Source organism: Planctomycetota bacterium (assembly GCA_018242585.1).
In the GTDB taxonomy this organism is placed as follows: Bacteria; Planctomycetota; Planctomycetia; order Pirellulales; family PNKZ01; genus JAFEBQ01.
Genome location: JAFEBQ010000015.1, coordinates 82090 through 106397 on the forward strand (window position 1 = coordinate 82090; position 24308 = coordinate 106397).

General features: G+C 63.0%; 19 protein-coding genes. 11 read left to right on the plus strand and 8 right to left on the minus strand.

Features of this window, described 5'->3' with window-relative positions; translation table 11 throughout:
• The first annotated feature begins 94 nt into the window (after window positions 1–94).
• Entirely contained in the window at window positions 95–1585 is a 1491-nt protein-coding gene (locus JSS27_08280) for an FAD-dependent oxidoreductase (protein ID MBS0208934.1), read from the plus strand.
• Here the strand turns inward: JSS27_08280 and JSS27_08285 are convergent.
• A complete protein-coding gene (locus JSS27_08285; protein ID MBS0208935.1) occupies window positions 1489–2580 on the minus strand; it encodes an epimerase in 1092 nt (363 codons plus the stop codon). The genes JSS27_08280 and JSS27_08285 overlap by 97 nt on opposite strands.
• A 306-nt stretch (window positions 2581–2886) precedes the next feature.
• Between JSS27_08285 and JSS27_08290 the strand changes: the two genes are divergently transcribed.
• A complete protein-coding gene (locus JSS27_08290; GenBank protein ID MBS0208936.1) occupies window positions 2887–3795 on the plus strand; it encodes a hypothetical protein in 909 nt (302 codons plus the stop codon).
• An 81-nt stretch (window positions 3796–3876) separates the two neighbouring features.
• Here JSS27_08290 and JSS27_08295 read toward each other — a convergent pair whose 3' ends face one another.
• The 4 genes from JSS27_08295 to JSS27_08310 form a co-directional block, all read right to left on the minus strand.
• Window positions 3877–4971: an agmatine deiminase family protein gene (locus JSS27_08295; protein MBS0208937.1), complete on the minus strand. Its 1095-nt coding sequence runs from the start codon at window positions 4969–4971 to the stop codon at window positions 3877–3879.
• A gap of 420 nt (window positions 4972–5391) precedes the next feature.
• On the minus strand, window positions 5392–6777 hold the full coding sequence (locus tag JSS27_08300) for an NAD(P)(+) transhydrogenase (Re/Si-specific) subunit beta (protein ID MBS0208938.1): 1386 nt from the start codon (window positions 6775–6777) through the stop codon (window positions 5392–5394).
• On the minus strand, window positions 6774–7100 hold the full coding sequence (locus tag JSS27_08305; protein ID MBS0208939.1) for an NAD(P) transhydrogenase subunit alpha: 327 nt from the start codon (window positions 7098–7100) through the stop codon (window positions 6774–6776). Before JSS27_08305 ends, JSS27_08300 begins: the two co-directional genes overlap by 4 nt.
• 58 nt (window positions 7101–7158) lie before the next feature.
• Window positions 7159–8319 (minus strand): Re/Si-specific NAD(P)(+) transhydrogenase subunit alpha, encoded by a 1161-nt coding sequence (locus JSS27_08310; GenBank protein ID MBS0208940.1) that lies wholly within the window; start codon window positions 8317–8319, stop codon window positions 7159–7161.
• Window positions 8320–8541: 222 nt separating this feature from the next.
• Here JSS27_08310 and rplM point away from each other — a divergent pair, with 222 nt between their 5' ends.
• Both rplM and rpsI read left to right on the plus strand, forming a co-directional pair.
• Complete coding sequence (gene rplM, locus JSS27_08315) at window positions 8542–8976, plus strand: 50S ribosomal protein L13 (GenBank protein MBS0208941.1); 435 nt, start codon at window positions 8542–8544, stop codon at window positions 8974–8976.
• 87 nt (window positions 8977–9063) lie between these two features.
• Window positions 9064–9480 carry a 30S ribosomal protein S9 gene (rpsI, locus tag JSS27_08320; GenBank protein ID MBS0208942.1) on the plus strand — a complete coding sequence of 139 codons (417 nt, stop codon included), beginning with the start codon at window positions 9064–9066 and terminating at the stop codon, window positions 9478–9480.
• Between the two features lie 313 nt (window positions 9481–9793).
• Here rpsI and JSS27_08325 read toward each other — a convergent pair whose 3' ends face one another.
• The 3 genes from JSS27_08325 to JSS27_08335 form a co-directional block, all read right to left on the minus strand.
• Window positions 9794–10108: a hypothetical protein gene (locus tag JSS27_08325; GenBank protein MBS0208943.1), complete on the minus strand. Its 315-nt coding sequence runs from the start codon at window positions 10106–10108 to the stop codon at window positions 9794–9796.
• 116 nt (window positions 10109–10224) lie between these two features.
• Window positions 10225–11073 carry a shikimate dehydrogenase gene (locus JSS27_08330; GenBank protein ID MBS0208944.1) on the minus strand — a complete coding sequence of 283 codons (849 nt, stop codon included), beginning with the start codon at window positions 11071–11073 and terminating at the stop codon, window positions 10225–10227.
• A gap of 277 nt (window positions 11074–11350) precedes the next feature.
• On the minus strand, window positions 11351–12388 hold the full coding sequence (locus JSS27_08335; protein ID MBS0208945.1) for a trypsin-like peptidase domain-containing protein: 1038 nt from the start codon (window positions 12386–12388) through the stop codon (window positions 11351–11353).
• Between the two features lie 710 nt (window positions 12389–13098).
• Between JSS27_08335 and JSS27_08340 the strand changes: the two genes are divergently transcribed.
• The 7 genes from JSS27_08340 (at window position 13099) to JSS27_08370 (ending at window position 24298) form a co-directional block, all read left to right on the plus strand.
• The gene (locus JSS27_08340; GenBank protein MBS0208946.1) at window positions 13099–13350 is read left to right on the plus strand and encodes a hypothetical protein; all 252 of its coding nucleotides are present in this window, start codon (window positions 13099–13101) and stop codon (window positions 13348–13350) included.
• 671 nt (window positions 13351–14021) lie between these two features.
• Window positions 14022–14987 (plus strand): hypothetical protein, encoded by a 966-nt coding sequence (locus JSS27_08345; protein ID MBS0208947.1) that lies wholly within the window; start codon window positions 14022–14024, stop codon window positions 14985–14987.
• A complete protein-coding gene (locus JSS27_08350) occupies window positions 14984–16684 on the plus strand; it encodes a CocE/NonD family hydrolase (GenBank protein MBS0208948.1) in 1701 nt (566 codons plus the stop codon). Before JSS27_08345 ends, JSS27_08350 begins: the two co-directional genes overlap by 4 nt.
• Complete coding sequence (locus tag JSS27_08355) at window positions 16672–18042, plus strand: MFS transporter (GenBank protein ID MBS0208949.1); 1371 nt, start codon at window positions 16672–16674, stop codon at window positions 18040–18042. Before JSS27_08350 ends, JSS27_08355 begins: the two co-directional genes overlap by 13 nt.
• Window positions 18039–19382, plus strand: a complete 1344-nt coding sequence (locus JSS27_08360; protein ID MBS0208950.1) for a hypothetical protein — start codon at window positions 18039–18041, stop codon at window positions 19380–19382. Before JSS27_08355 ends, JSS27_08360 begins: the two co-directional genes overlap by 4 nt.
• Before the next feature lie 380 nt (window positions 19383–19762).
• Window positions 19763–21079, plus strand: a complete 1317-nt coding sequence (locus JSS27_08365) for an efflux RND transporter periplasmic adaptor subunit (GenBank protein ID MBS0208951.1) — start codon at window positions 19763–19765, stop codon at window positions 21077–21079.
• A gap of 99 nt (window positions 21080–21178) precedes the next feature.
• A complete protein-coding gene (locus JSS27_08370) occupies window positions 21179–24298 on the plus strand; it encodes an efflux RND transporter permease subunit (protein MBS0208952.1) in 3120 nt (1039 codons plus the stop codon).
• The last annotated feature ends 10 nt before the right edge of the window (window positions 24299–24308 follow it).

A 24308-nucleotide genomic window follows, 5' to 3' on the forward strand; every position in this document is an offset into this window, starting at 1 on the left:
ATCAATATTGGCTGATAATTTCGGCCAAGTCGAGTCTGCCCGAGTTCCAAAGTACAAGATCAATCTACATTCCCCTCGCGCGAGGCACGCTACGATGCCACGAATTTCCCGCCGCACGTTGCCCCCTTTCCTGTTTTCGCGGCGCGAGACGCTGCAACTGGCCGGCGGGGCGATCGCTTCGGCGGTGCTACTGGACCAGGTCGCCTTCGCGGCGGCGGCTCGGGCCCGCAAGCGGGTGATTGTCGTTGGCGGCGGCATCGGCGGGCTGTGTACCGCGTTTGAATTGATGGACCGGGGGCATGATGTGACCGTGCTCGAGGCGTCGATGCGGGCCGGCGGGCACGTGAAGACGGTGCGTGACCCGCTGGCCGATGGCTTGTACGCCGACGTTGGCGCCGAGCATTTCACGCGACCCGGTTACACCCAATACTGGAAATACGTCGAACGGTTCAAGCTGCCGTTCGCGTTCTATCCGCGGCGTCTCAACATGCTGCGCCGCATCGAGGGCCGCTGGTACACCGAGGAGCAATTGCAAGACCCGGCGGTGCTGAAGGCGTTTGGGTTCAATCAGCGCGAGCTCGATTACATTGTTCAGCACGGCTGGTACGCCTTGCCAGAATTGTATTTTGGCCCGTACCTGGATGCGTTTGGCGACGAGTACCAGCCATTCGGCGTGGGGCACGACGCGCTCGATGAAGTACCCGCCAGCGAAATCTTTATCAAGGACGGCGCGTCGGACGCCGGGCTGCGATTCAATGGCATGCGCCGCGGCGACGAGACGCCGGCCGCGCGGCTCAATGAAGTGTCGGCGCTGTTTCGGATTTGGCAGCAGGCGATCATGAAACGCCGCGGGCTGCCATCCTTCAAGCGGGAGGTCTTCCGGCTGGTTGGCGGCAATCAGGAACTGACCGACCGGTTCGCGCGTGAGCTTGGTCCGCGGGTGAAGCTAGGTTGCCCGCTCACGCGAATTGATCACGGCGACTCGGGCGTGACGGTCGAGTTTCAAGAATTCGGCGAGCCGCGGAAGCTCGAAGCGGACTACCTGGTCTGCTGTCTGCCTTTGGCCTTGCTGGCCAAGATTCCGACGACGCCCGACTGGCCCGAGTCAAAACGGTACGTACTCGAAAACGTGAAGTTCGGCTCGCAGTCGCGCGTGCTGCTGCAGTCGCGAGACAAGTTCTGGAAAGGGGATCTGCCGAGCATCAATCTCGAAACCGGTGAGTCGGCGATGTACACCACGTATCAGACGGCCGATGAAGTCGCGTGCGAGCGGGCCGTACTGATGGGAAGCGGCAAGCCTGATGTGACGCCCGACGAGGCGATGGCGGCGTTTCGCAAGGTCTATCCCGGCAAGCGCCAGACCGTCGAGGCGGCGTACGTTCACAATTGGTCGCGCGACCCGTGGTCGATGTTCTGTGAGCGGCATCCGTTCCCGCAGGGGGCGCTCAAAAAGTTCTGGCCGCACATCATGCAACCAGTCGGGCGGATTCACTTTGCCGGCTGCCACGCCGACAACATGCCCTGGGGCATGGACGCGGCCACCCGCTCGGGCAACCGCGTGGCCGAACAGATCGACGCCTTGTGAGCGGCGTCGCCAGCGATTGACGAGTGTTGCGTAATGGCCGACTTTGGCTGGCGATTGGCGATGATCTCATCAAGGGCCGCGTCAAGCGTCGGGAACTGGAACTCGAAACCCTCGGCGGCCAATCGTTTCGAGACGACGTAGCGACCGTAAAGGGCCAGGTCGGGATCGGTGCGTAACACGTGGCCGACCATTAGCCGGACGAGCCAGGCGCTAGCCGGCAGGCCGATCGGCATGCGTACCGCGCGGCGCAGGCTGCGCATGAATTCAATTTGCGAAACAGGCGCTGGCGCCGAGGCGACGTAGGTGCCGCGCATGGTTGGATTGGTCAGGGCACGCTCGAAGAGCCGATTCATATCAGTCTCATGAATCCAACTCATCCCTTGACGACCTGAGCCGATACGCCCCGCCAGACCCAGGCGCGCCAGCGGCATCAACCGCCGCAAGGCGCCGCAACCTGCCCCGCGGTCGCGTCCCAGGACGAAACTGGTCCGCAGCACAACGCCACGCTGTGTTGGCAGTACCGCCTCGCGAAAGGCTGCTTCCCAGGCGGTGCCCACGGTCGGGGCCAGTCCGACGCCGGGAGGTGAGTCTTCGTCGCACCAGACCTCGGGCGGGTCGCCATAGATATGTGCCGTGCTCATTTGCACCCAGACGGGCGGCGGCCCTTCGATCGCGCGCATTGCCGCGCCGAGGACGCGCGTCGACTCGATGCGCGAGCGGAGGATTTCGTCTTGATGGCCCGGCGTCTTCAGGCAGTCGACGTTACGCCCAGTCAGGTTCACCAGCCCGGCCGCGCCGTCAAGTTCGCGTTTCCAGTCGCCGAGCGACCGGGCGTCCCAGGGGACATGTCGCCACGGACCCGGTGGTTTTGGCGCGTGACGCGAGAGGATTGTCACGTTCCAGCCCCGCTCGGCCAGGTGAAACGCCAACGAAACGCCCAGGAAGCCCGATCCGCCGGCAATCACGACTCGTTTGTTGTCGCTTGGTGAAATCATGTTCGTGCCACCTTGGTTTGAGAACGCCTGACCCGAGGAATCAACCGCAGCCGGCGGCGATGATTAACCGGGCTCGTGTACTGTGGGAGCCAAAAACCTTGCGGCTGTTCTATTCGCGCGAGCTGATCATGTCGCCGCGCGCCCGGCGCGAGTTCGCCGAATCTGATTTGGCAGGTTTGCCGAAAGTGAGTCTCAACGGGGCGAACGGTGGCTAAGGCGATTGCTCAGCGATTTCGCGGCTGGGTAGAATCGGCGTATTCCTCCCACGCCTGCATTACCTTCCTCTTCGGTTGGAGTCGCTGCTCGATGAAATCCCTCGCCGTCGTAGCGTCGCTCGTCATGTTGGCGATCGTTGCAACTTCACTCGCCGCGCAGGCTGCGCCCCCAGCGCCGGCGCACGCCAACATTTCATATGGTCCGCACCCGGATCAGTTGATCGACATCTATGTGCCGACCAACGGGAGTGGACCCTATCCGGTGCTCGTCTGGTACGGCGGGCTGTGGAAGCCGGCCAAGCACGCGGCTCGGCTCGATTACTTCCTGCCGGCCGAGGTGGCCGTCGTGGCGGTGCAATTGCGGACCATGACCGAGGCGGTGCAAGACAAGCAGCCTGAGCCGGTCAAGTACATCATGGACGACGCCTGCCGGGCGGTGCAGTTCGTGCGGCTGAACGCGTCGAAGTGGAATCTGAATGGCCAGCGGATTGCCGTGGGAGGCGGTTCGCAGGGGGCGCTGCCGGCATTGTACGTCGGCTGCTCGGCCGATCGAGCGAATCCGAAGTCCGACGATCCCGTCGCACGCGCCTCGTCACGCGTGACCTGCGTGGCCGCCTATCGCAGCCAGCCGACAATCGATCCGCAATTGATGCAGCAATGGGAGCCGGGCGTGAAGTGGGGCGCACCAGCGCTGGGTGTTTCGTTCGAGGAGTCGCTGAAGCGGCGTGACGAGTTGCTGCCGATCATCAAGCGTTGGTCCCCCGACGCGCTGCTGCATGCCGGGGCGGCGCCGATGTACTTTGAGAACGAGTGGGGGCTGATCAAGCCAGACGACATCGAGGAAGTAAACTACAAGGTCCACTCGCCCCATTGGGGACTGGGCTTCCAGAAACTGGCCCTGGCCGCCGGGGCGAAGTGCCATGTGAAATATCCCGGGCACCCGACCGAAGGGTACGACGACATCTGGGGTTTTCTGAAGCAGAATCTCAAATCGCCGTAATTGCCCTACGAAGCCGCTGATTTGGAACCAGTGATAAACTGCCAGCCCTGCCTCGATAGGCGCGCTAAAAGGACAGCCGTTCTAGTCGCCGAGCAGCGCCGTCGGCAATCGCGGAATGTTCAGCGAGATGCAATGCAGCGCGCCGCGGTGCTCGATCAGCTTGGTGCAATCGATGCCGACGACCTTCCACGCGGGAAGCAGACGCTGAAACGTCTCGATCGCTTGGCGGTCAAGGTCGGACGCCACGCCCGGATACTGCGGCACCAGCAGCACATCGTTGGCGAACAAGACATTGTTGTAGGTCCGCCATTGGCCGTCACGGTGCGTGGGCATGGGCAATCGCACCACGCTCATTGGTCCGCTGCTGGTTTGAATCTCGGCGAGTGCCCGGACATTGTCGTCCAAAATCTTGGCGTTCTCGGGGTCTTCGCCGGGGTCGCAACTGGCCACGACCGCGACGTTCGGCCCGGTGAGGGTCAGGAACATATCGATATGTCCCAGCGGCTCGCCCTTCAACTGCTGCAAGTGGGTCAGCTTGTTGAAGTTCAAATGCTTGCGCAGGGCGCTGGCGATCTCGGGCAGCTTGTGACCGCGCTCGAGATTCATGTTCACCAGAGTATTCGTTGCCAGGCACAGTCCCTGGCCGTTGGTGAGCCAGCAGCCTCCTTCGAGCGCCAGGTTCGAGTGATCCAGCGGCAAGCCACACCACGACGCGAACGCGGCCGGCAGCAAGCCGTCAAACCCTCGGTTTGGATAGTGATATTCAAAGTCGACGATGCGGGGCTCGTCCCCGACGACCACCTGGGGGCCAAAGTCCTGCACCCACATCGACGCCGCGGGCCACACGAAGTAGTGGATGTTGTCGCTCGACAGCCCATGCTTGTGCAGTAGTTCGATCATCTGCACGCGTTGCTCTTGCGAGCGGACGAGCGCGACGATCGCGATGTGACCGTCGAGTTCACGAACCAGGTCGATCAGCGTTTCCGGGTAGATGTCGACCAATTCGTTGCAGCCGAGCATCATGGCGTCTTGACGCTCGAACTCGGCCACGACGCGTCCAGGAGTGAGCGCCTCCGCTGGCACCAGGGTCGACTTGCGCGGCGTCGCGCGTTGCGCAACATAGATGCCGCCGGCGAAGCTGGCTGCGACCAGCATCCCCACCAGCGCCAAGCGCATAGGAAATGGAAACGTCTTGACTCGCGCGTTTGACCGACGCACGAGGGGCGGACGATTGACCGTTGACATGTGAGGCAAACCCGGTCCAAACCATCGACCTGTGTTCCGGCCCAGGCCGTTCAATACCGTAGACTCAAATCATAGTGCGCGCGACGCGGGCGCTTGCGACCTTAACAGGAAAGCAACGAAGCGCCTGTCAAAGTGAAGCGACTTGCTAGCCGTCATTTCCGCCGGCGAGGGAATAACGAGTACCGCAGCCAAGGCGGGAATGACGGGTACGGCAACCAATCGTTTCCACACCACCCCGGGAACATTACGACCGTAACCTTGAATTTAACGATCGCGCCTCAGAGCAATTGCGACAGTTTGCCGCAGGATCGACTGCCGTACCACTCCGCGCTCAGGGGGTGTGGAAAACCGCTACAGCGCTTTGATCGCTGAGACGAGCTCCAGCACAGCCTTCTTGCCGTCGCCGAAGTACATGCTGGTGTTCTCTTGATAGAACAGCTCGTTCTCGATGCCGGCGAAGCCCGGGTTCATGCTTCGCTTGATGACGATCACGCGCTTGGCCTGATCGACATTCAGAATGGGCATGCCGTGAATCGGGCTGGATGGATCGTTTCGCGCCGCCGGATTCACGACGTCGTTGGCTCCGATCACCAGCGCCACGTCGGCGCGTTGGAACTCGGAGTTAATCTCATCCATATCGTAAAGCCGATCGTACGGCACGTTCGCTTCGGCCAGCAGCACGTTCATATGTCCGGGCATGCGCCCCGCCACCGGGTGAATGGCGTACTTCACTTCGCCGCCGTGCTTCTCGACCAACTCGGCCAGCTCGCGCACCTGGTGCTGGGCCTGGGCCACGGCCATGCCATAGCCCGGCACGATGATCACGCTGCGGGCATAGGCCAACTGCATGGCGGCGTCTTCGGCCGAGATGGCGTTGACCGTCAGGTCCTTGGCACTCTTGGCCGGGCCGGCCGCCGTGTCACCACCACCGAAGGCGCCGAAGATCACGTTGGTGAACGAGCGATTCATCGCCTTGCTCATCAAGATCGACAACAAGAACCCCGACGCCCCGTCGAGCGCGCCGGCGATGATTAACACATTGTTGTGAATGGCGAAACCCGTGGCCGACGACGCCAGACCGGCGTAGCTGTTCAACAGCGAAATCACCACGGGCATGTCGGCACCGCCGATGGGCAAGACGATTAGCACCCCGACGGCCAGTCCGATGACGACCATCGCGTAAAACGCCCACTGGGCCGTGGGATTGAAGATCAAGAAGATGAACAGCAGAAACGCCAGAATGAACAGCCCGATGTTCGACGCATTTTGCAGCGGATAGGTGACGGGCGAGCTTTTGACAAAGCCTTGCAACTTGCCAAAGGCCATGAAGCTGCCGGTGATCGTTAGCGAGCCGAACATCACCTCGAAGCCAAGCGCGGCCATCTTGACACTGTCGATGTGGCCGACGTGATCGTAGTATTCGGCCACACCGACCAGCGTGGCCGCCAGCGCGCCAAAGGCGTGCGAGATGGCCGTCCGCTGAGGAATGGCGGTCATCGGCATGAAAACCGACATGATCGCGCCGATGATCGAACCGATCACTAAGCCGACCAGGATCCAGGTGTAGTCGACGATCATGTGGTTCATCAGCGTGCCGATCACGGCCGCCAACATGCCCAGCGCGGCCAACTGCATGCCGCGTCGTGCCTGGTCCGGGCGCGTCAGCCCGCGAATGCCCAGGATGAACAGCACCGAGGCGACCAGGTACGCGAATTGGATCAGGTACTGTCGGTTCATTGCTGCTTTTCCTGCCGCTTGAACATCTTGAGCATGCGATCGGTAATCATGAACCCGCCCACGACGTTGATGGTGGCGGCCGTGACCGCCACGAGTCCCAGAACGGTGCTGGCGGTGCTCGATTGGCTGCCCGCCGCAACCAGCGACCCGACCAGCGAAATGCCCGAGATGGCGTTCGTGGCCGACATCAGCGGCGTGTGAAGCAGCGGCGGCACGCGCGTGATCAACTGATAGCCGACAAAGCCGGCCAGCACGAACACGTACAATTCCAGGATCGCGGTAATCGGCGCGCCCAGGTCAACGGCCGCTTCGGTCGGAGGCATGATTTGGCTCTCGCAAGGCACTAGGCTCGGACATGGTCAACGTAAAGCGGCGGCCCGACTAGTGGCCGGCCGCGGCGATCAAATCTTTCACGCGCTGATTCACCACTTGCCCGCCATGCACGACCAGCGACTCGCGCGTGATCTCGTCGTCGAGGTTCAGTTTCATCTCGCCGCCGTGGACCAGGTGGCACAGCAACGTCGCCACGTTCTTGGCGTACATCTGACTGGCGTGGTGCGGCACCGTGGCCGGCAAGTTCAGCGGCCCCATGATGCGAATCTCGCGATAGGTGATCGTCTCGCCTGGTTTCGTCAGCTCGCAGTTGCCCCCTCGCTCGGCCGCCAGATCGCACACCACCGAGCCGGGCGTCATTCCTTCGACCATCTCGCGGGTAACCATGACCGGGGCCTTTTTGCCAGGGACCGCGGCCGTGGTGATGACCACATCGTTGGCAGCGACGGCTTTGGTCAGCAGCTCGCGCTGCTTGCGAATCGTCTCGTCGTCCAGCGCCTTGGCGTAGCCACCCTTGTCCTGGGCATTGGTGGTTTCGAGTGGCAGGTCGAGGAACTTGGCGCCCAGGCTTTGCACTTGCTCCTTGACGACCGCGCGCACGTCGTAGGCTTCGACCACGGCACCCAGTCGCCGCGCCGAGGCAATCGCTTGCAAGCCCGCCACGCCAGCTCCCAGGACCAGCACCTTGGCTGGCGAGATCGTGCCGGCCGCGGTCATCATCATGGGGAACATCTTGGGCAGCTCGGCCGCCGCCAGCAGCACCGCCTTGTAGCCCGAGATCGTGGCCATGCTCGACAGCGCGTCCATACTCTGGGCCCGCGTGATCCGCGGAATGAGTTCCATCGCCAGCAGGTTCACGCCGCGCGCGGCCAGTTGCTGGGCCGCGTCGAGCGACGTGAGCGGGTCGGAAAAGCCCAGCACCGTTTGACCACTGCGCAACAGTCCGAGGTCGGTGATGCCCGCTTCGAGATTCGCCCCCAGCGTCCGCACCTGGGCCAGGAGGTCCGACTGGGCAAAGACTTCGGCTCGTGACGGCACGACCAGCGCGCCCCGGTCGGCGTACGTGTGGTCGGGAAAACCGGCCGCCATGCCGGCGCCGCTTTCGACGATGACGGTTAAACCTGCTTTTTGCAGGGGGGCTAGCGTCGCCGGGACCGCCGCCACCCGCGTCTCGCCGGGGAAGGTTTCCTTGATAATGCCGAGCTTCATGCGGATTTTCTCGCTTCCCGGCGTGGTAAACGGGGCAAGTCATGGCCCCAACTGCCCTGGGCCTTGCAACTTCGGGATTTAAGGTAAATTGCCCGCCTTGAACTGGCAAGCCGCGAGCGGTAAATTAGCGGTTTCCCATATTCCAGCCGAGCGGCCCCAGGGTGGGTCGCATCGTGCATCTGGCCGACGGCACCGTCCGCGGTCCCACGAAGGTGATTTGTAATGAAGACGTTTTTGGCCAAGCCCGCCGAAGTCGAACACAAGTGGTTCATTGTTGACGGCAAAGACAAGGTCGTCGGTCGTTTGGCATCGGATATCGCGATGGTGTTGATGGGCAAGCACCGCCCCACGTACACGCCGCACGTCGACACGGGCGATTATGTGATCGTGATCAATGCCGAGCAGATGGTCATGACCGGCCGCAAGCTCGAGCAGAAGCAATACACCTGGTACACCGGCCACACGCGGCTGCGCAGCGAAACGGCCGGCGAGCGGTTGGCCAAGAACCCCCACGAGATGCTCAGCGAAGCCGTCCGCCGGATGTTGCCCAAGAACAAGCTGGCGACCAAGATGCTGGCCAAGCTCAAGGTTTACACCGGCAGCGAGCACCCGCACCAGGCGCAAATGCCCGAGCCGAAAGATTTGGGCGCTAAGTAAACTTGGTCACTCGCGCTTGAGAGTCGACCTAAAAACGCAATTCACTTCAGCAACACAGTTCACATCAGCAACCAGGTAGGGATCGTCATGGCAGAGGCCACTGTTGTAAAGGGAACGCCCGGCGACGCATTGGGCACCGGTCGTCGCAAGACTTCGATCGCTCGTGTGCGGCTGCACGCCGGCTCGGGCAAAGTGGTGGTCAATGGCCGCCCGGCCGAAGAGTACTTCAAGAACGAGCGCGACTTGGCCGACGTGCTGGCCCCGCTGGTGGCGACCGATCGCCGCAGCGCGGTCGACGTGACCATCAATGCCCACGGCGGCGGTTCGACCGGCCAGGCCGGCGCAATCAAGCTGGGCATCTCCCGGGCACTGAAGCTGTTCGACGCTTCGCTGGAACCGGCGCTGCGACAGAACAGCCTGCTGACGCGCGATAGCCGCATGAAGGAACGCAAGCACTACGGTCTGCGTGGCGCCCGCCGCGGCACCCAGTTCTCGAAGCGTTAATTCGCCGCGGCGAACCACGCTCGATTGTCGAATCACAAACCCAGGGGTTCCACCCCCTGGGCTTTTTCATGCGCGCAGGTTCGATAACGCAACAATCGTGAGCGAGTCACAAAGGGTGGCCCAGGTGCATGCACCTGGGCGGCCGCAGGCCGCAAGAAACCTCAGGCAACGGCAAGCACAGATGGCGACTTTCCACTGGGTCAGCGCGTGGCTCATCGAGTTTCTTGTTGCTTCGCAACACCGATAGCCAAGCTATCGGTGCCACCCGCGAAACTCGCGCCTACGATAACCCATTCAAGCTCTCGAGTGCGCCTCATTCAGCGTGAATGGAAAAGCGATCTTGTGGGAGAGCAAATTGTTGAAAATCTAGCCAAAGGTTTTTTCCGTTCCCACTCGGATTCCAACCTTCGGAAAGGGCGAAGCGTATAGCTGCCTCAACTTCGGCGGGATTCATAAATGGGAATATTGCCTCGGTCGCAGGTGTCGCAAATAAATCTATTTTGACGTAGGGTCCTTTCCCCGAACCGTGCTGGATAACGATCCACCCCTGCGGGTGCCGCCCGGGCGTCCAGTGGTATTGCGTGCCATCAACGACGATGGTTCGTCTTTTGTGTTTTGGAATTGTCATCGTGGGGAGAGTAGAAGGGATCTTCTGCCGTTTCAGAAACGCGGAATTTCTGTTTACCACAGTTCAGCACCCCGCGCGTGACATAGCGCATCATCTGACGGGCATAGCAGCCGTCATCACACGCCCAGGTATTCTTCCACGGCGTCGCGCATCAGCGCTTTGTCGGGGTCCAGCCCCGTCCACAACCGGAAGCCGATCGCTCCTTGATTGACGATCATCCCCAGGCCGTCGAGCGTCCGCGCGCCGCGGGCTTTGGCTTCGTGCAGGAACCGCGTGTCGACCGGATTGAAGATCACGTCGGCCACGACCGCGCCCGACGCGAGTTGATCGAACTTGACCGGCACGCGCGCCTCCGGCTCGAACAGCCCGATCGACGTCGCGTTGACGACCACCTGCGCATCGGCCGGGATTTCATACTCCCCTTCCCAGGGAACGTACGTGGCGTTGGCCGACGCCTTCTCGCGCAACAGCTTGGCCAGTGCCTCGCCTCGCTCGGCTGAACGATTGACGACCGCGATGCTGGCCGCGCCGGCCAAGGCCAATTCGACGCCGATCGCCCGCGCCGCGCCACCAGCGCCGAGCAACACGACGCGCTGACCCGCCGGGTTGATCAGTTCTTTAAGTGACTCAAGGAACCCTTTGCCGTCGGTGTTCTCGCCCAGCAACTTGCCGTCGTCCTGGCGAACGATGCAGTTGACCGCCCCCATCATCTCGGCGGCCGGCGACAATCGATCGAGGAACTCGATCACGGCCACCTTGTGGGGCTTGGTGATGTTGCCGCCCCGGAAACCCATCGCCCGCATGCCGCGGATCGCGTCGCCGAGCGCCTCGGGCGGAACCTCGAACGATAGGTAGCGCCAATCGAGCCCCAGCCGCGCGAAGGCCTTCTCGATCATGAACTGGGTCGGGTTGCCGGCCACCGGCTGGCCTAGCAGACAGCAAACCTCTTGCACGCCCGCGTTGATTGGTGCTGCCTCGGCAGCTTGGCTCGAGGACTTCGACGACTCGCTCACCCGTGACACCCCTGGCCTCCACTCGCCGCACGAACTGGTCTGGATTGCGTCCGATCGACGGGGTGTATCTTCCCCCCTCGCGTCGGCGATTGCAACCTTTCGTCGGCTTGGAGTGAACCTCGATTCAATGCAACGCTGGCGTTTTTCCCAAGCTGGTGGCTTGGCCACCGCTCTCGGCGGCAGAGCCGCCGGCTTGGGTGAGCAGCGAGACACAGACGCGAGAGTCGTTCTAGCCGTCCGAGGGCATGGCAGGGAGCTTTTTCGCTTTGGCCGGCGCTTGGGCGCTACTCACCAGCCATTGCAAGCCGCGCTCGACGAGCACCAGCAGCCCCACCAGTGCCAGCGCCGCTTTGATCTGCTCGATCGCCGAGGTGCCGACGAACACGCGCCAGTCAAAGCCAGCATCGCCGCCGGCATCGGACAAATCATGTGGCTGGTGTGGATAGCCGTCGGCCGGAATCGCCGTCGGCAAAATTGCGGCATTGTCGCCGCTCGACACGAGCGTGCCGGCGACGCTCGTGGTCGGTCCCACCGACGACATGGTCGAGGTGGCCGTGGCGCCGCCAATCGGCACGTCGAACGTCTGGGCCGGCGCGGCGCGCGGCTCCAGCGGATTGGCGGCGGCAACCGTCGTCGTGTTCGGTTGCATCACGGCCGCCGGCGATGCTTGTGCCACAGCCGTCGGATCCCAATGTCCCAGTTCCTTGTCGGGGACAATCGATTGCAGGAACCAGCGCAGTCGCAGCGCGTGGCTGCCGCTGGTCATGCCCTGGGCCGAGCCGAACAACACGCCGGCCAGTTCACCTTGCTGGTTGAAGATCGGGCCGCCCGAGTCACCCTGCCGGGCTTCGGCTGACAGTTCGATGATATCGTGCGGCATGCCGACGCCCGGGGCCAGGTACTGCGCGCCGCAAGCTCCTTGCGCGGCCCGATAGCTGCCATCGCCGTAGCCCGCAATGGTCAGCCGGTCGCCGGCCCGTGGGACGCTGCGCGCCACTTGCACCGGCGCGATGTTCGGCCGCCAGACGGCCAGCGCCGCCAAGTCCCAATCGCGATCGACCTTCAGCACATAAGCCGTCGAGCGGAAGCCATCGGGAAAGATCACGTGCAACTGCCCGGTCGCGTCGCGGACCACGTGCCAATTGCTGACCACCAGGGCGTACGACCCGCGGACGTCGACCAGCGTGCCGGTTCCCAGCGACAGCCCGTCGCGCTCGGGCACAACCACGCGCACCACGGCCGGGTGGGGCGTGTACGACTCGTTCATCCCGCGTGGCGGGGCGCTGCTGGTCGAGGGGGGGCTGACGAAGCTGAAACGCTCGACCTGAGCGTGCGCGGGGCACGCGGCTATCGCGCTCGCAAGCAACGCCAGAATCGCACGCGCACACCGCCAGCCAACACGGCGAGGCCAGTCTCGTCGTTGCCCCAGCGGGCGGTCATCGTTGCAAAGCGCTTCGGCAGGCATCCAGGCAATTGTCCGAAAGTACGTGAAGGGGCCGTCGGCGCGCACGGTGTGCGCTCGGGCGACAACGCCCCCCATCGGTTGGTGATCGACCGCTCGGAACTCGCGCCGTGACTTGTGGCCCGAAAGGTCGGCTTAACCCGATCGTTCGCTGTCAGCGGGACACGATCGGTGCTCTGCTCAAAACCCTTGGCCGGGCGAGTCGTCTGCGAAGCACGACGATCCGTCGCCAGAAAAACCGCTACGCGCGGCGCCTTGCGAAGTGCAGGCCAGCGGGGCGTTACGTCTTTGTCAGAATCGCAGAACGACGGCTCAAGTTTTCGCGTACAGAAAACCGGCTGGTGGCAAGTTCAGCGACGCCGCTGCTTCGCCCGGCGAATTCATGCTCGGGCTTGTCACACACCTTTGGTTACAGGGGGAGCAATTCACACGGCGAGCGGGAGAGTGCTGCGATGAGACGCTTACTGTTGTCGGTGGTCGCGCTGGCGGCGTTGGCCGTTCCGGCCGGCGCGGTGATGGCCAACCCTTACCATCACGGTCACCATCATCACCACGGTTACTATGGCGGCGGGTGGGGCGGATACGGCGGTGGCTGGGGCGGGTACTACCAACCGTACTATGCTCAGCCTTACTACTCGCCGTATTCGTACGGCGTGCCGGGCTACGGCTCGTACTACCAGGGGTACTACAACCCGGGCGTCTCGTTCGGCTTTGGCTACGGCGGACGCCCGTACGGGTACTTCAACTACGGCGGCGGGGTGTACTAGAGCGACGATCTAAGGGCGACACCCTGTCGCGGTGGATTCGCCCGCTATCGCCCAGGAGCCAACGCTTCTGGGCTATTTCATTAAGATATTGAAAACAAAAGACTTGTGGTGGACTTTGGTGGCCGAAATAATCGGCTAATATTGCTGAATTGTAATGTTTAGCCGGTCCCCAGGTGACAGCAGGGCCACTAAAATCGTCGGCACTTGCCGTCGCTTTCGCGACGCAAATTGGCGCGTGCAGCGAACGGATTCCGCTCGGCTCGTACGTGCAAGGCGGCATGTCTTGGCGCTTACCGGTTCGGTTGATTCCGGGCCATGATCTCGCCACGGCGCGCTCGGTATTTCAGACAAACCCATCACGTTCCTGCGGCAAGCGGCCCCCAATGTCGTTCTGCCGTGCCAAGCGGCGTCAGCCATTGGTCCGACCAGGCGCGTGATTGAACGGATCGATGGTTTGAATCGTTGCGGTCGACCGTGAAATCGGCGGCGAAGGTTAAAGCTTCGTCAAGTTCCGCCGTTTCGCGACCTCGATTCGTAGGAACGGTGTTTCATTTTTGGTTGTGTTTCATTGTTAGCCGCGCTGAACCAGGCTGCGACAGCGCGACCGTGACGAGACGATCTCGTCCGGTCTCGGGCAGGGCGCTTGCGATTCGATACAGGCAGAGACTTTCATGTTGCCGAGCAATGACGCTTGGAGTCAGTTACTACAGTCGAAGCATGCTTCGCCTTGGCTGACTGATGTGTACCTGCGCGGATTGCGCCGCCGCGCCGTCGAGCTTGGCTTGGCCCGCGCGCAGGTGACGCTGGGCGAGACGTTTGGCAACCGCTTTCTGCTGGTCTGGCAACAGACGGGCGTCGCCGACCAATCGGCCGCCGAGCGCAGCTTTTGGAGCGAAGTCGCGCAACAAGTCTGCCAGCGCGGCCTGCGTGTTGACGATACGTTGCACGTCGCGCCGGCTCAGCGTGGGCCGGACCACCATTTCTGGGTCGTTGGTGGCGATGGCCGCGTGGCCACGCACTGCGCCAATGGTTTACTCCTGGCCGGCTGGTTGGTCGCCACGCGCGACAACCTCAGCCGATTGGTCTTTCACTGTGGCGCGGAAAGCCGGCAGATTGAACTGCTGTCCGAGCGTTTGGCGCGCGTGAACCTGGGCGTGCCGCGGATGCTGCCACGCTCCAGTTCATTGCCGGCGAGCTTGCTCAGCGCGCCGTCGGCCATTCACACCGGCGAGCCGCACGCCGTTAGTTTTGTTGAAGAGTTGGCGATCGCCGAGCCGCCGTACCACGATCGCTGCTTGGAAATCGGCCGCGAGGTGTGTGACGCTTCGCCCGACGGGGGGATCAACTGGAATCTGGTGGCCGTCGAGCGCGGACAGTTGCATATTCGCACGTTCGAACGTGGCGTGCGGCGAATCACGCGCAGCTGTGGCACCGGCTCGGCCGCCGCATTCACGGTGGCCTTGCTTCGCGGCAAGCTTAAGCAACGGCAAGCGCTCGTCAGTTCGGCTGGCGGCACGCACATGGTCGCCATGAAGGGTGGCGAGGTGTTCCTCGGCGGGCGTCCCCGCGTGGAGCGGCACCTGACGCTCGAACAACTGCTGCACGACGCCGGGCGTAAGCCCCTGGCGAAATCATGACCACGCCGCCGGCGCCAATTGCGCCGCTGCGAGCGTCAAACGACTCGGCTCACGAGTCGGTGGCCTGCACCACGGTTCGCGTCCCCATGCCTGACGGTGTCGAGTTGGTGGGGGATCTGTACATTCCGCCGGGGGCTGGCCCTTGGCCCGCGGTGCTCACGCGCACTCCTTACGAAGCGGCCGACTTGCACGAGCGCGGGCACATGTACGCCGCGCACGGTTACTTGTTTTTGGTCGTCGATGTCCGCGGGCGCTATCGCAGCCCGGGGCAGTGGGATCCGATGATCCACGAAACGGTCGATGGGCCGGCCACGATCGCCTGGCTGGCGGCCCATCCAAGCTGCGACGGTCGGGTGGCCACACGCGGCGCTTCGTACAGCGGCGCGAACCAGCTCATGGCCGCGCCTCATGCGCCCAGCGCGCTGAAAGCAATGAGCGTCCGATCGGCGCCGGCCGACGCCTTTGAGAATGTTCCGTTTCAGGGAGGCGCGTACGAGCTGTCCGACTTGGACTGGGCGTGGGAGAACAGCGGCCGCACATCGCTGTACGATCCGCTGGAAGCGGAGATGGACGATGCCAGCCGGGCCGCCAGCGCCCGGGCCGCGCTGACGGCGCGTCCATTGATCGACGCCGACTTGCGCTTGGGTGTGCGCAGCGAACTGCTCCGTACTTGGATGCAGCACTGGAAGCTCGACAAATACTGGGAGCGTCGCGCCTGGCTGCCGGCGCTTACCGCGGCGCGCGTGCCCGCGCTGCACGTGTCGGGCTGGTGGGACAATAACGCTCGCGGCAGCGTGCTGGCGTTTCAAGCCATGGGGGGTGCGGCCGGTGGACAGCGATTGTTGATCGGTCCCTGGGATCACTCAATGATCGCGCCACAGGTTACCGACCTGCCCGAGCATGAACAGGCGCTGGTGCTGCGTGCCGCCTGGCGCAAGCCGGCGACCGATGAGTTGGCCTGGTTCGAGCATCATCTGAAGGGGCAGCCAAACCGACTGGCTCCGGTCGAGGTTTTCGTCACCGGCGACTGGAACTGGCACGAATGGCCTGATTGGCCGCTACCCGCCGAGACGCAGGATTGGCATCTGGGGGCCGATGGTTCGATTGCGCAGAAACGGGCCAAGCGCGGGGAGCGGAGCTATGACTTCGACCCCGCGCGGCCCAACACGATCAGCTCGGCCACGACCTTTCCGATCGAGCCCTTCCCCTACAACACGGCGCTGGACGAGCGCGACGATGTGCTGGTCTATCGCTCGACGCCGCTCGACGACGAGCTATTCGTGGCCGGTGACGTCTCGGCCGCGATCGTCGGCAGCTCGACGGCGCTCGATTGCGATTGGGTGGTGCGGCTGGTTGACGAGTACCCCGATGGCCGGGCCATTTGCGTGCGCGACGGCATTTTGCGTAGCCGCTTCCGTCGTGGTTTCGCCCGTCCTCGGTTACTGACGCCAGGTCGCAAAGAAACATTCAACGTCAACCTCTGGCACATCGCTCATCGATTCCGCGCGGGGCATCGGCTGCGGGTCGAGATCGCGTCGTCGGCGCTGGGACGCTGGGATGTGAACTTGCAAGACGGAGGCGACCTGGCCACGGCGACCACGCCCGTCGTGTCGCGGCAAACGGTTCACAGCGGCCCGCGCGGCTCGCACCTTCGACTGCCCGTCGCGGCGGGAGCGGCCCTCGCATGGGAGCGTTAATCCCGTCGGCGGCCGAGCGCTGCTTGCTCGGAAGATTCTACTTGGCGACGGTCGTTTCAGAACTGGCCCACTTGGCCATGCCGTTCCAGGTGCTGTTCATGGTCCGCTACCTGGGCGAGATGAATGTTGGCTGGGTGTTGCTGGCTGAGCGAAGCGTGGGGCTGCTGGCCGAAATTCCGACCGGTGCGCTGGCCGATCGATTCGGCCGCAAGCTGAGCGTCCTGGCGGGGCACGCCATCGCGGGACTGGGTTGGCTGTGCATTCCGGGCAGCACGCTCGCGCCCCAGAGTTACTGGCTGCCGCTGGTTTGTCTGGCGTTCAGCGTCGTGGCGGCGGGGCACGCGCTGACTTCCGGCGCGTTCGAATCGTGGGTAGTCGACGACTTGCGCGCTGCCGGACGGCGCGATTTGATCTTGAGTTTCTTTGGGCGCGAGCGTTCGCTGGCTTCGACCGCGGGAGTCGTTGCCGACGTCGTGGCGTTGTACTGCGTGTCGCAGGCACTGTTCGACTTTCGCTGGTTCTTCGTGATGACGGCACTGGGCGAGTGGTTCGCGCTGGCGATTCTGGCAACTCAGTCCGAAGCGCCGTTCCGCGCGGACCACTACTCCTCCTCGTCGGCAACGGGGGCCCAAACGGGCAAGAGCGAGTGGGTCTTCGACGCCGATGATCCACAGGCCGAAGAGCTTGAAGAACTCGAAGCCGAGCTTGCCGGCGCGGAAGGGGGCGTCATCGAAACCGCGCGGCGCGGCTGGCGAAACATCGTTCAGCACCCGAGCTTGATCGCGCTGGCCGCGATCCTGTTCTGGTCGGTGCTAACGCTGGGGAGCGGCTCGGAAGCGATCCAAACCGTGTTCAGCGAAGCTCACGAGGCGATGGCCCGACCGGCGCAGAACGAAGAACACGATTTCGCGCTGTTGGAGTTGGGAAGCGACGTGTTGGGCATGGCCGCGCCGTTGGCGGCCGTGTGGCTGGTGACGCGATTGGGAACCCGTCGGGTGATGGCCCTGGGCGTGCTGCTGCCGGCGATGGTCTCGCTGGCTATGTACTGGACTGGCGGCCAGATTGGCGCCGTGGCGGCGGCCTTTTTGATAACGACGTCGATGTACCATGTTTTTCAAACGGCCGCCGACGAGTATCAGCATCGCCTGCTCGACTCGACCCATCGAGCCACCACCTCGTCGGCGTTCAATCTGCTCACCGGGCTGGCAGGGGCATTCTCCGGCGCGCTGATCGCGGGCTTATTTCATTGGTTTTCTCCCGCGGTGGGCGTGGCCTGCTTGGGCGTGTTGGCGTTACCCTGTTTGGTGTTGTTGTTGCCGCGCTGGTTTGCCCAGGCCGAAGTCGAGGATGTCGCATGAGTTCCACGCTTGCCCCTTCGCCGACGCTGGAATCGCTGCTCGATCGGCGCGACCGTGTGCAAGCGCTTCTCGATCGACATAACCCAGGTCGCAAGGTCGATTGGATGCTCAGCGACCGCCCTTGGCGGATTCCGCCGCACTGCCTCGAACGAATCGAACGCGCTGGCCCGGCCATGCACGCCTTTTATCGTGCGGCACAACAGATTTTCCACGACACGCCTTGGGTCCGCCAACTGACCGAAAAGCGGTATCACCCGAATTATCGTCGCTTTAACGATTCACAGCCCGAGGCGATTCCGCTGAACCCTCGCCCCGACATCGTGCCCGACGCCGATTGGAACCCGAAGTTCGTTGAGCTCGAAATCACGGTGGGCGGGCGGAGCGATAGCGAACTGATGCGCCAGGCGTACGGACTGCCCGGCGACAAGTCGTCGGTGAAGTTGTACGCCGAGATGCTGCGCCGCCGTGGGCTGACGAACCAGCCAGTTGCAATCTTGTGCGCGCACCATCCGACCTATGCCGAGCTGATGGACGATGCGCGGTGTTACGTGTCGCTGCTGCAAGAAGCCGGCGCGAATGTGGAAGCCTTGCTCGAAGAAGACTTGCCTTACTTGTCGTACCGAGATGGCAAGATGCAATGTCTGCGGCCGGGGCATCGGTTCGAGTTCACCCACTTCGATCGGCTGATCGATCTGTTCGAGTTGGCCGAGTTGGCCCACCTGGGCATGCGGCCGCTGCTGGACGCCTACTTGGACGGCGCGGTCCAGGAAATGAACACCTGCAAACAGTTCTTCGACGAGAAAATCTGGATGGCGCTGTTCTGGGATTGCCGCTTGCAGGATCGTTGGCGCCGCTTGATTGATGACGTGTCGCACGAAGTGCTGAGCCAGATCATCCCGCGCACCATCTTACTCGCGCCGGGGGCCGAAGTGCCGATCGATGGGCGCTGGCTGCCGTTCGAGCGGCTTGCCGAGTTGCCCGACGAAGAGCGCCGCTTCGTGACCAAGGAGTCCGGCACCAGCGAAACCGCCGCCGCCGCCCAGTCGTTCGTCGTCCTTTCGCAGATGGGGCGTGACGAAGCGGCGGAGCATTTGACGAACCTGGTTGAGAATGGTCCCCCCAGCGTGCTGCAAGAGTTGGTCGAAAGCACCAAGGTCGAGTTCACCGGGCTCGATCCCGATACGCAGCAGGTGGTTCATCAAACTGGCGCGCGGGTGAAGATGTCGGCCTTCTACATCGATGGGGCGCTCGGCGACGTGCTGTTCATCAGCAGCAACCGGCAATATGCCGTCCACAACGAAGGCTATCTCGAAACGGTCGTCGACCGAAACGGCGAATAAGCGGCCGCGAATGCCCTATTTGGCCGCTGCGGGTAGCAACCGGCGACCTATATTTTTAGCGCGGGGCACTCGCTTCCGATGCGTGCGCAAGTCGATTTGGCGTGGGTTTTGCTATTTAGTGATTACGCCGAATATCGGTTCGTTGCGTCGCAGCGCCAAGCGAATCACAATTTGCAGCAACCTATATCTGTGACAAAGGTTAAGGGGTATAGCAGTCGACCTGCTTCGGGGCGGCGCTTGCTAATGAATTACACATGATTGCCCGAGTTTCGGACTCTTGGCTACGTCAATCTGTCGCGCACCTCAGCTATGGGCTGGGGGTTGTGGCGGTGATTTCACTGGCACTTTGGGGGCACTGGACAGGCTGGCGATTGCGCCCCGTGGCACAACCGGTACAACCTGCGCCGGTGGCCTGGCGAGCCGAGATCGCCAATCAAGCGATGCCGCTCGCCGCCAAGGCGCGTGAAGTCGGCGATGATTCGAAGCCGCGCGAGCTATCGGCGATTCCCAATCCGGGCACGATCGATCTGCGCAACTCGGCTACGGTTGCCAAGGCGGGCATTGAGTTGGCCACGGTTGAGCAACAGCCGATGGAGCAGCATCTCGTGGCCAATGCGGTCGTCGAATACGACCAAAATCGCCTGGCCCAGCTTTCGGTTCGCACGCCGGGGACGGTCTGGCGAATCGAAAAGCAAATCGGCCAGCCGATTCGCGAAGGTGACGTGCTGGCCGTGATCGAAGCGGTCGACATCGGTAAAGCCAAGGCCGACTTCCTGCAAGCGATCGTTGCCGAAGAACTGGCCGCCAAGACTCTCGAACGGCTGCAACAGGTGGCCGACTCGGTCCCTGACCGGCAAGTGCGCGAAGCGGCGGCCGCCGCGCGTGAAGCCCATATCACGCTGCACAACAAGCAGCAAACGCTGATCAATCTGGGTCTGCCAATTCGTCTGATCGACTTTGCCAATTTGTCCGACGACGAGCGCGTGCGCCGCTTGCATTTTCTGGGGCTGCCTCCCGCACTGACCAAAACGCTCGATCCCGAGGTGGCCACGGCCAATCTAGTGGCATTGCGAGCTCCGTTCGATGGAGTGGTGATCGGCCGTGGCATCGCGCTGGGCGAGGTCGTGTCGCCGAATCAAACTCAATTCACCATCGCCGACATCAGCCGGATGTGGATCAAGCTCGATGTCCGTCAGGAAGACGCCATGTTGGTTCGCGTGGGTCAGCGCGTGGCGTTCCATGACGACAGCTCGGCCGATGTGGTGGTCGGGACCATCGATTGGATCAGCACCGCGATCGACCCCCAGACGCGAACCCTGGAAGTCCGCGCCGAAGTCGACAATCCGATGGTCCCTGGCACCCTTGCCGGCAACGCGCCGCAACGCGCCTTGCGTGCTAATTCATTCGGCTCGGGTCGCATTCTGGTGCGCGAGACACAGACCGCGTTCGTCGTCCCCAGCGCCGCCGTGCAAACGGTCGGCGAGCAGCACGTCGTGTTCGTCTCCCATGGAGACGTCGAGTTTCGACCCCAGATGGTCGAACTGGGTGTGATTGGCCCCGAGGTCACCGAGGTCCGCTCGGGCCTGGCGGCTGGTCAAACGATTGCCGCGCGCGGCAGCCATGTCTTGAAGGCGGAGCTCACCCGTCGTCGGCTGTCGATTCACGTGCCGGCCGAGCCGGTCTTGGCGGCGCCGTAATCGTCAGCTCGTTCGTGACTCGTTCGCGTCGTTTCGCTCGATCAAAAACATTACAGAAACTTTAACCAGCACGCCGCCAAACAAGTTTCGAGTTCGACCATGGCAACCTGGCTCATCGACTGGTCGCTGCGACATCGCCCGCACGTGTTGGTGTGCGCCGCGCTGTTGGTGCTGGCCGGAGTCTGGGCCGGACGTCGGCTGAACTTTGACGCTTTTCCCGACACCACGCCCGTCCAGGTACAGATCAACACTTCGATTTCATCCCTCGTGCCCGAGGAAATCGAGCGGCAGGTCACGATTCCGATCGAGCAAGCGATCGCCGGGTTGCCGGGCTTGGAGCAGGTGCGGAGCATTTCGCAGTTCGGGCTGTCGCAGGTCGTGGCGACGTTCTCGGATCGGACTGGGATTTACTTTGCGCGGCAACTGATCGCCGAGCGTCTGCAAACCGTGGAACTTCCGCCGGGCATCGAACGCCCGAAGATGGGGCCGGTTTCGACGGGGCTGGGTGAGGTGTTTCATTACTTGCTCGTGCCGCGCGAGACTGACCCGGCGGGCAAGGCGCTGACCAACGTGCGCACCTATCAAGACTGGGTGCTGAAGCCGGCCTTGCGCCCCACGCGCGGCACCGCCGAGATCAACTCGTGGGGGGGCCTCGAAAAGCAGTACCAGATTCGCATCGACCCCAATCGGCTGATTCGCCACGAGTTGTCGTTCGAGGAAGTCGTCGACGCGGTGATGAACAACAATCTCAGTGTCGGCGGCGGCAATATCGAGCGCGATCGCAGCGGCGAAATGCTGCTCCTGCATGGCATGGGGCGGACGATCGATGTCAATCAGATTGGCAATATCGTCATCACCGCCAAGGAAGGGGTTCCTATCCGCGTCAGCAACGTCGCCGACGTGGTGATCGGCCATGAGCTGCGCCGCGGGATGGTGACGGCCGCCGGGCGGGGCGAAGTGGTGCTCGGGCTGGGCTTCATGCTACTGGGCGAAAACAGCGACGCCGTGACACGCCGCCTACGGGCGAAAGTCGAAGAGTACCGCAGCCGGCTACCAGCGAACATCGACCTACTGGTTGTTTATGACCGCAGCGAGCTGGTTGACCAGGTGATCAACACCGTTCGGCTCAACTTGCTCGACGGGGCGACGCTGGTCGTGCTGGTGCTATTGCTGTTCCTGGGGAACCTGCGAGCCGGAGCGATCGTGGCGGCCGCCATTCCGTTGGCCCTGCTGTTTGCCTTTCCCAACATGCTCTGGTCGGGCATCGCGGGAAGTCTGTTGTCGCTGGGCGCGATCGACTTCGGCATTGTCGTCGATAGTTCGGTGATCGTGATCGAGAATATCGCCCGACACCTGGCCGCTCATCCAGACGACGCGCGTCAGCCGGCTTGTCGTCTGCAACTGATTCGCCGCGCCGCGATCGAGGTGCGCCAGCCGGCCGTATTTGGCCAATTGATCATCATTATCGTCTACCTGCCGATCCTGACCCTGGAGGGGATCGAAGGAAAGATGTTCCGGCCGATGGCGTGTACCGTGATCTTCATGCTGGTCGGTTCGCTGCTGATCTCGCTGACGGTGATTCCCGTGTTGGCCAGTTTTTTCCTGCCCAGGGTGATGAGTCATCGCGAGCCGTGGTTGGTCCGCCTGGCCCAGAGCATCTATCAACCGGTGCTGGCCGGCGTGCTCCGCGCGCGTTGGTTGGTGGCGGGCGCGGCGGCTCTGGTCTTGGCGATCGTCGCTGTGCTGGCGTTGCAGATGGGGACCGAGTTCGTGCCGCGACTTTCCGAAGGCGCCATCGTCGTCGGCGTGATTCGCCCGGCGGGGACCGATCTCGACGAGTCACGCCGCTTGAATACCCTGACCGAGCGTTTGTTGCTGGCTGAGTTTCCCGACGAGATACGCTACGTGTGGAGCCGCGCCGGCGGACCCGAGGTGGCGACCGATCCTGGCGGCGTGGAATCGACCGATGTGTTCATCACCTTGACCCCGCGCGACCGGTGGCGCCGCGCCCGCACGCAAGGCGAGCTAGTCGAGCAGATGGCCGCGGCGATCGGCGACTTGCCTGGTCAGACCACCTGGTTCACGCAACCGATCGAGCAGCGCTTGAATGAAATGGTGTCGGGCGTCCGCTCGGACATCGCGTTGAAATTGTTCGGCGACGATCTCGAAACGCTGGTCGATCGGGCAGCGGTGCTGGAACAATTGTTGCGCACCGTGCCGGGCAGCGCCGACGTGGCCGTCGAACAAGTCTTTGGCCAGCCCGTGTTGCAGGTGAAGATCGACCAGGACGCCATCGCTCGCTACGGCGTGCCGGCCAGCACGGTGTTGGAACTGGTCGAGGCGGTTGGCGGCAAGCCGGTCGGTCAGATCGTCGAGGGGACGCTTCGGTTTCCCTTGGCGATTCGTTTGCCCGACGCCTATCGGCAGCGGCCCGAGACGATCGACCGCATGCTGGTGCCGACAGCGCTGGGCGAGCGGATTCCGCTGTCGCGGCTAGCCGATGTCAGCGTGCAAGCCGGCCCGCGCGTGATTTCGCATCAATGGGGCCAGCGCTGCATCACGGTCCAATGCAACGTCCGCGGCCGTGACGTCGGCAGCTTTGTGGCCGAGGCGCAGGAACTGCTCGACGAGCGATTTGAGCTTCCCTCAGGCAGCTATCGCCTGGAATGGGGTGGCCAGTTTGAAAACATGCGCCAGGCAACCGAGCGCTTGACCGTGGTGGTTCCGCTGGCCCTGGCGTTGATCGTGCTGCTGCTGTATCTGACGTATCGCAATGTCGTCGATACGCTGCTAGTGGCCACGAGCGTGCCGATGGCCTGTGTCGGAGGAATCCTAGCGCTTGAGTGGCGCGACTTACCGTTGTCGCTTCCGGCCGCCGTGGGGTTCATCACCCTGGCGGGCGTGTCGGTGTTGAACAACATGGTCTTCTCGACACAGGTGCGACATTTGCAGGCTCATGGCCTCGAGCTTTGGCAAGCGATTCGCCAGACCGGGCTAACGCGACTCCGGGCGGTGATGATGACGGCCGTTGTGGCGTGCGCCGGGTTCATGCCGATGGCGTTAAGCCAAGCTGTCGGCGCCGAAGTGCAACGCCCCTTGGCCACGGTGGTGATCGGGGGCGTGCTGTCGAGCACGCTGATGGAGTTGCTGCTGATGCCGGTGCTCTACTCGTTCTTCGGCCGTTGGCGGCATCATCCGCCGACCGTGACGAGCAATTGACGTCGCTTGA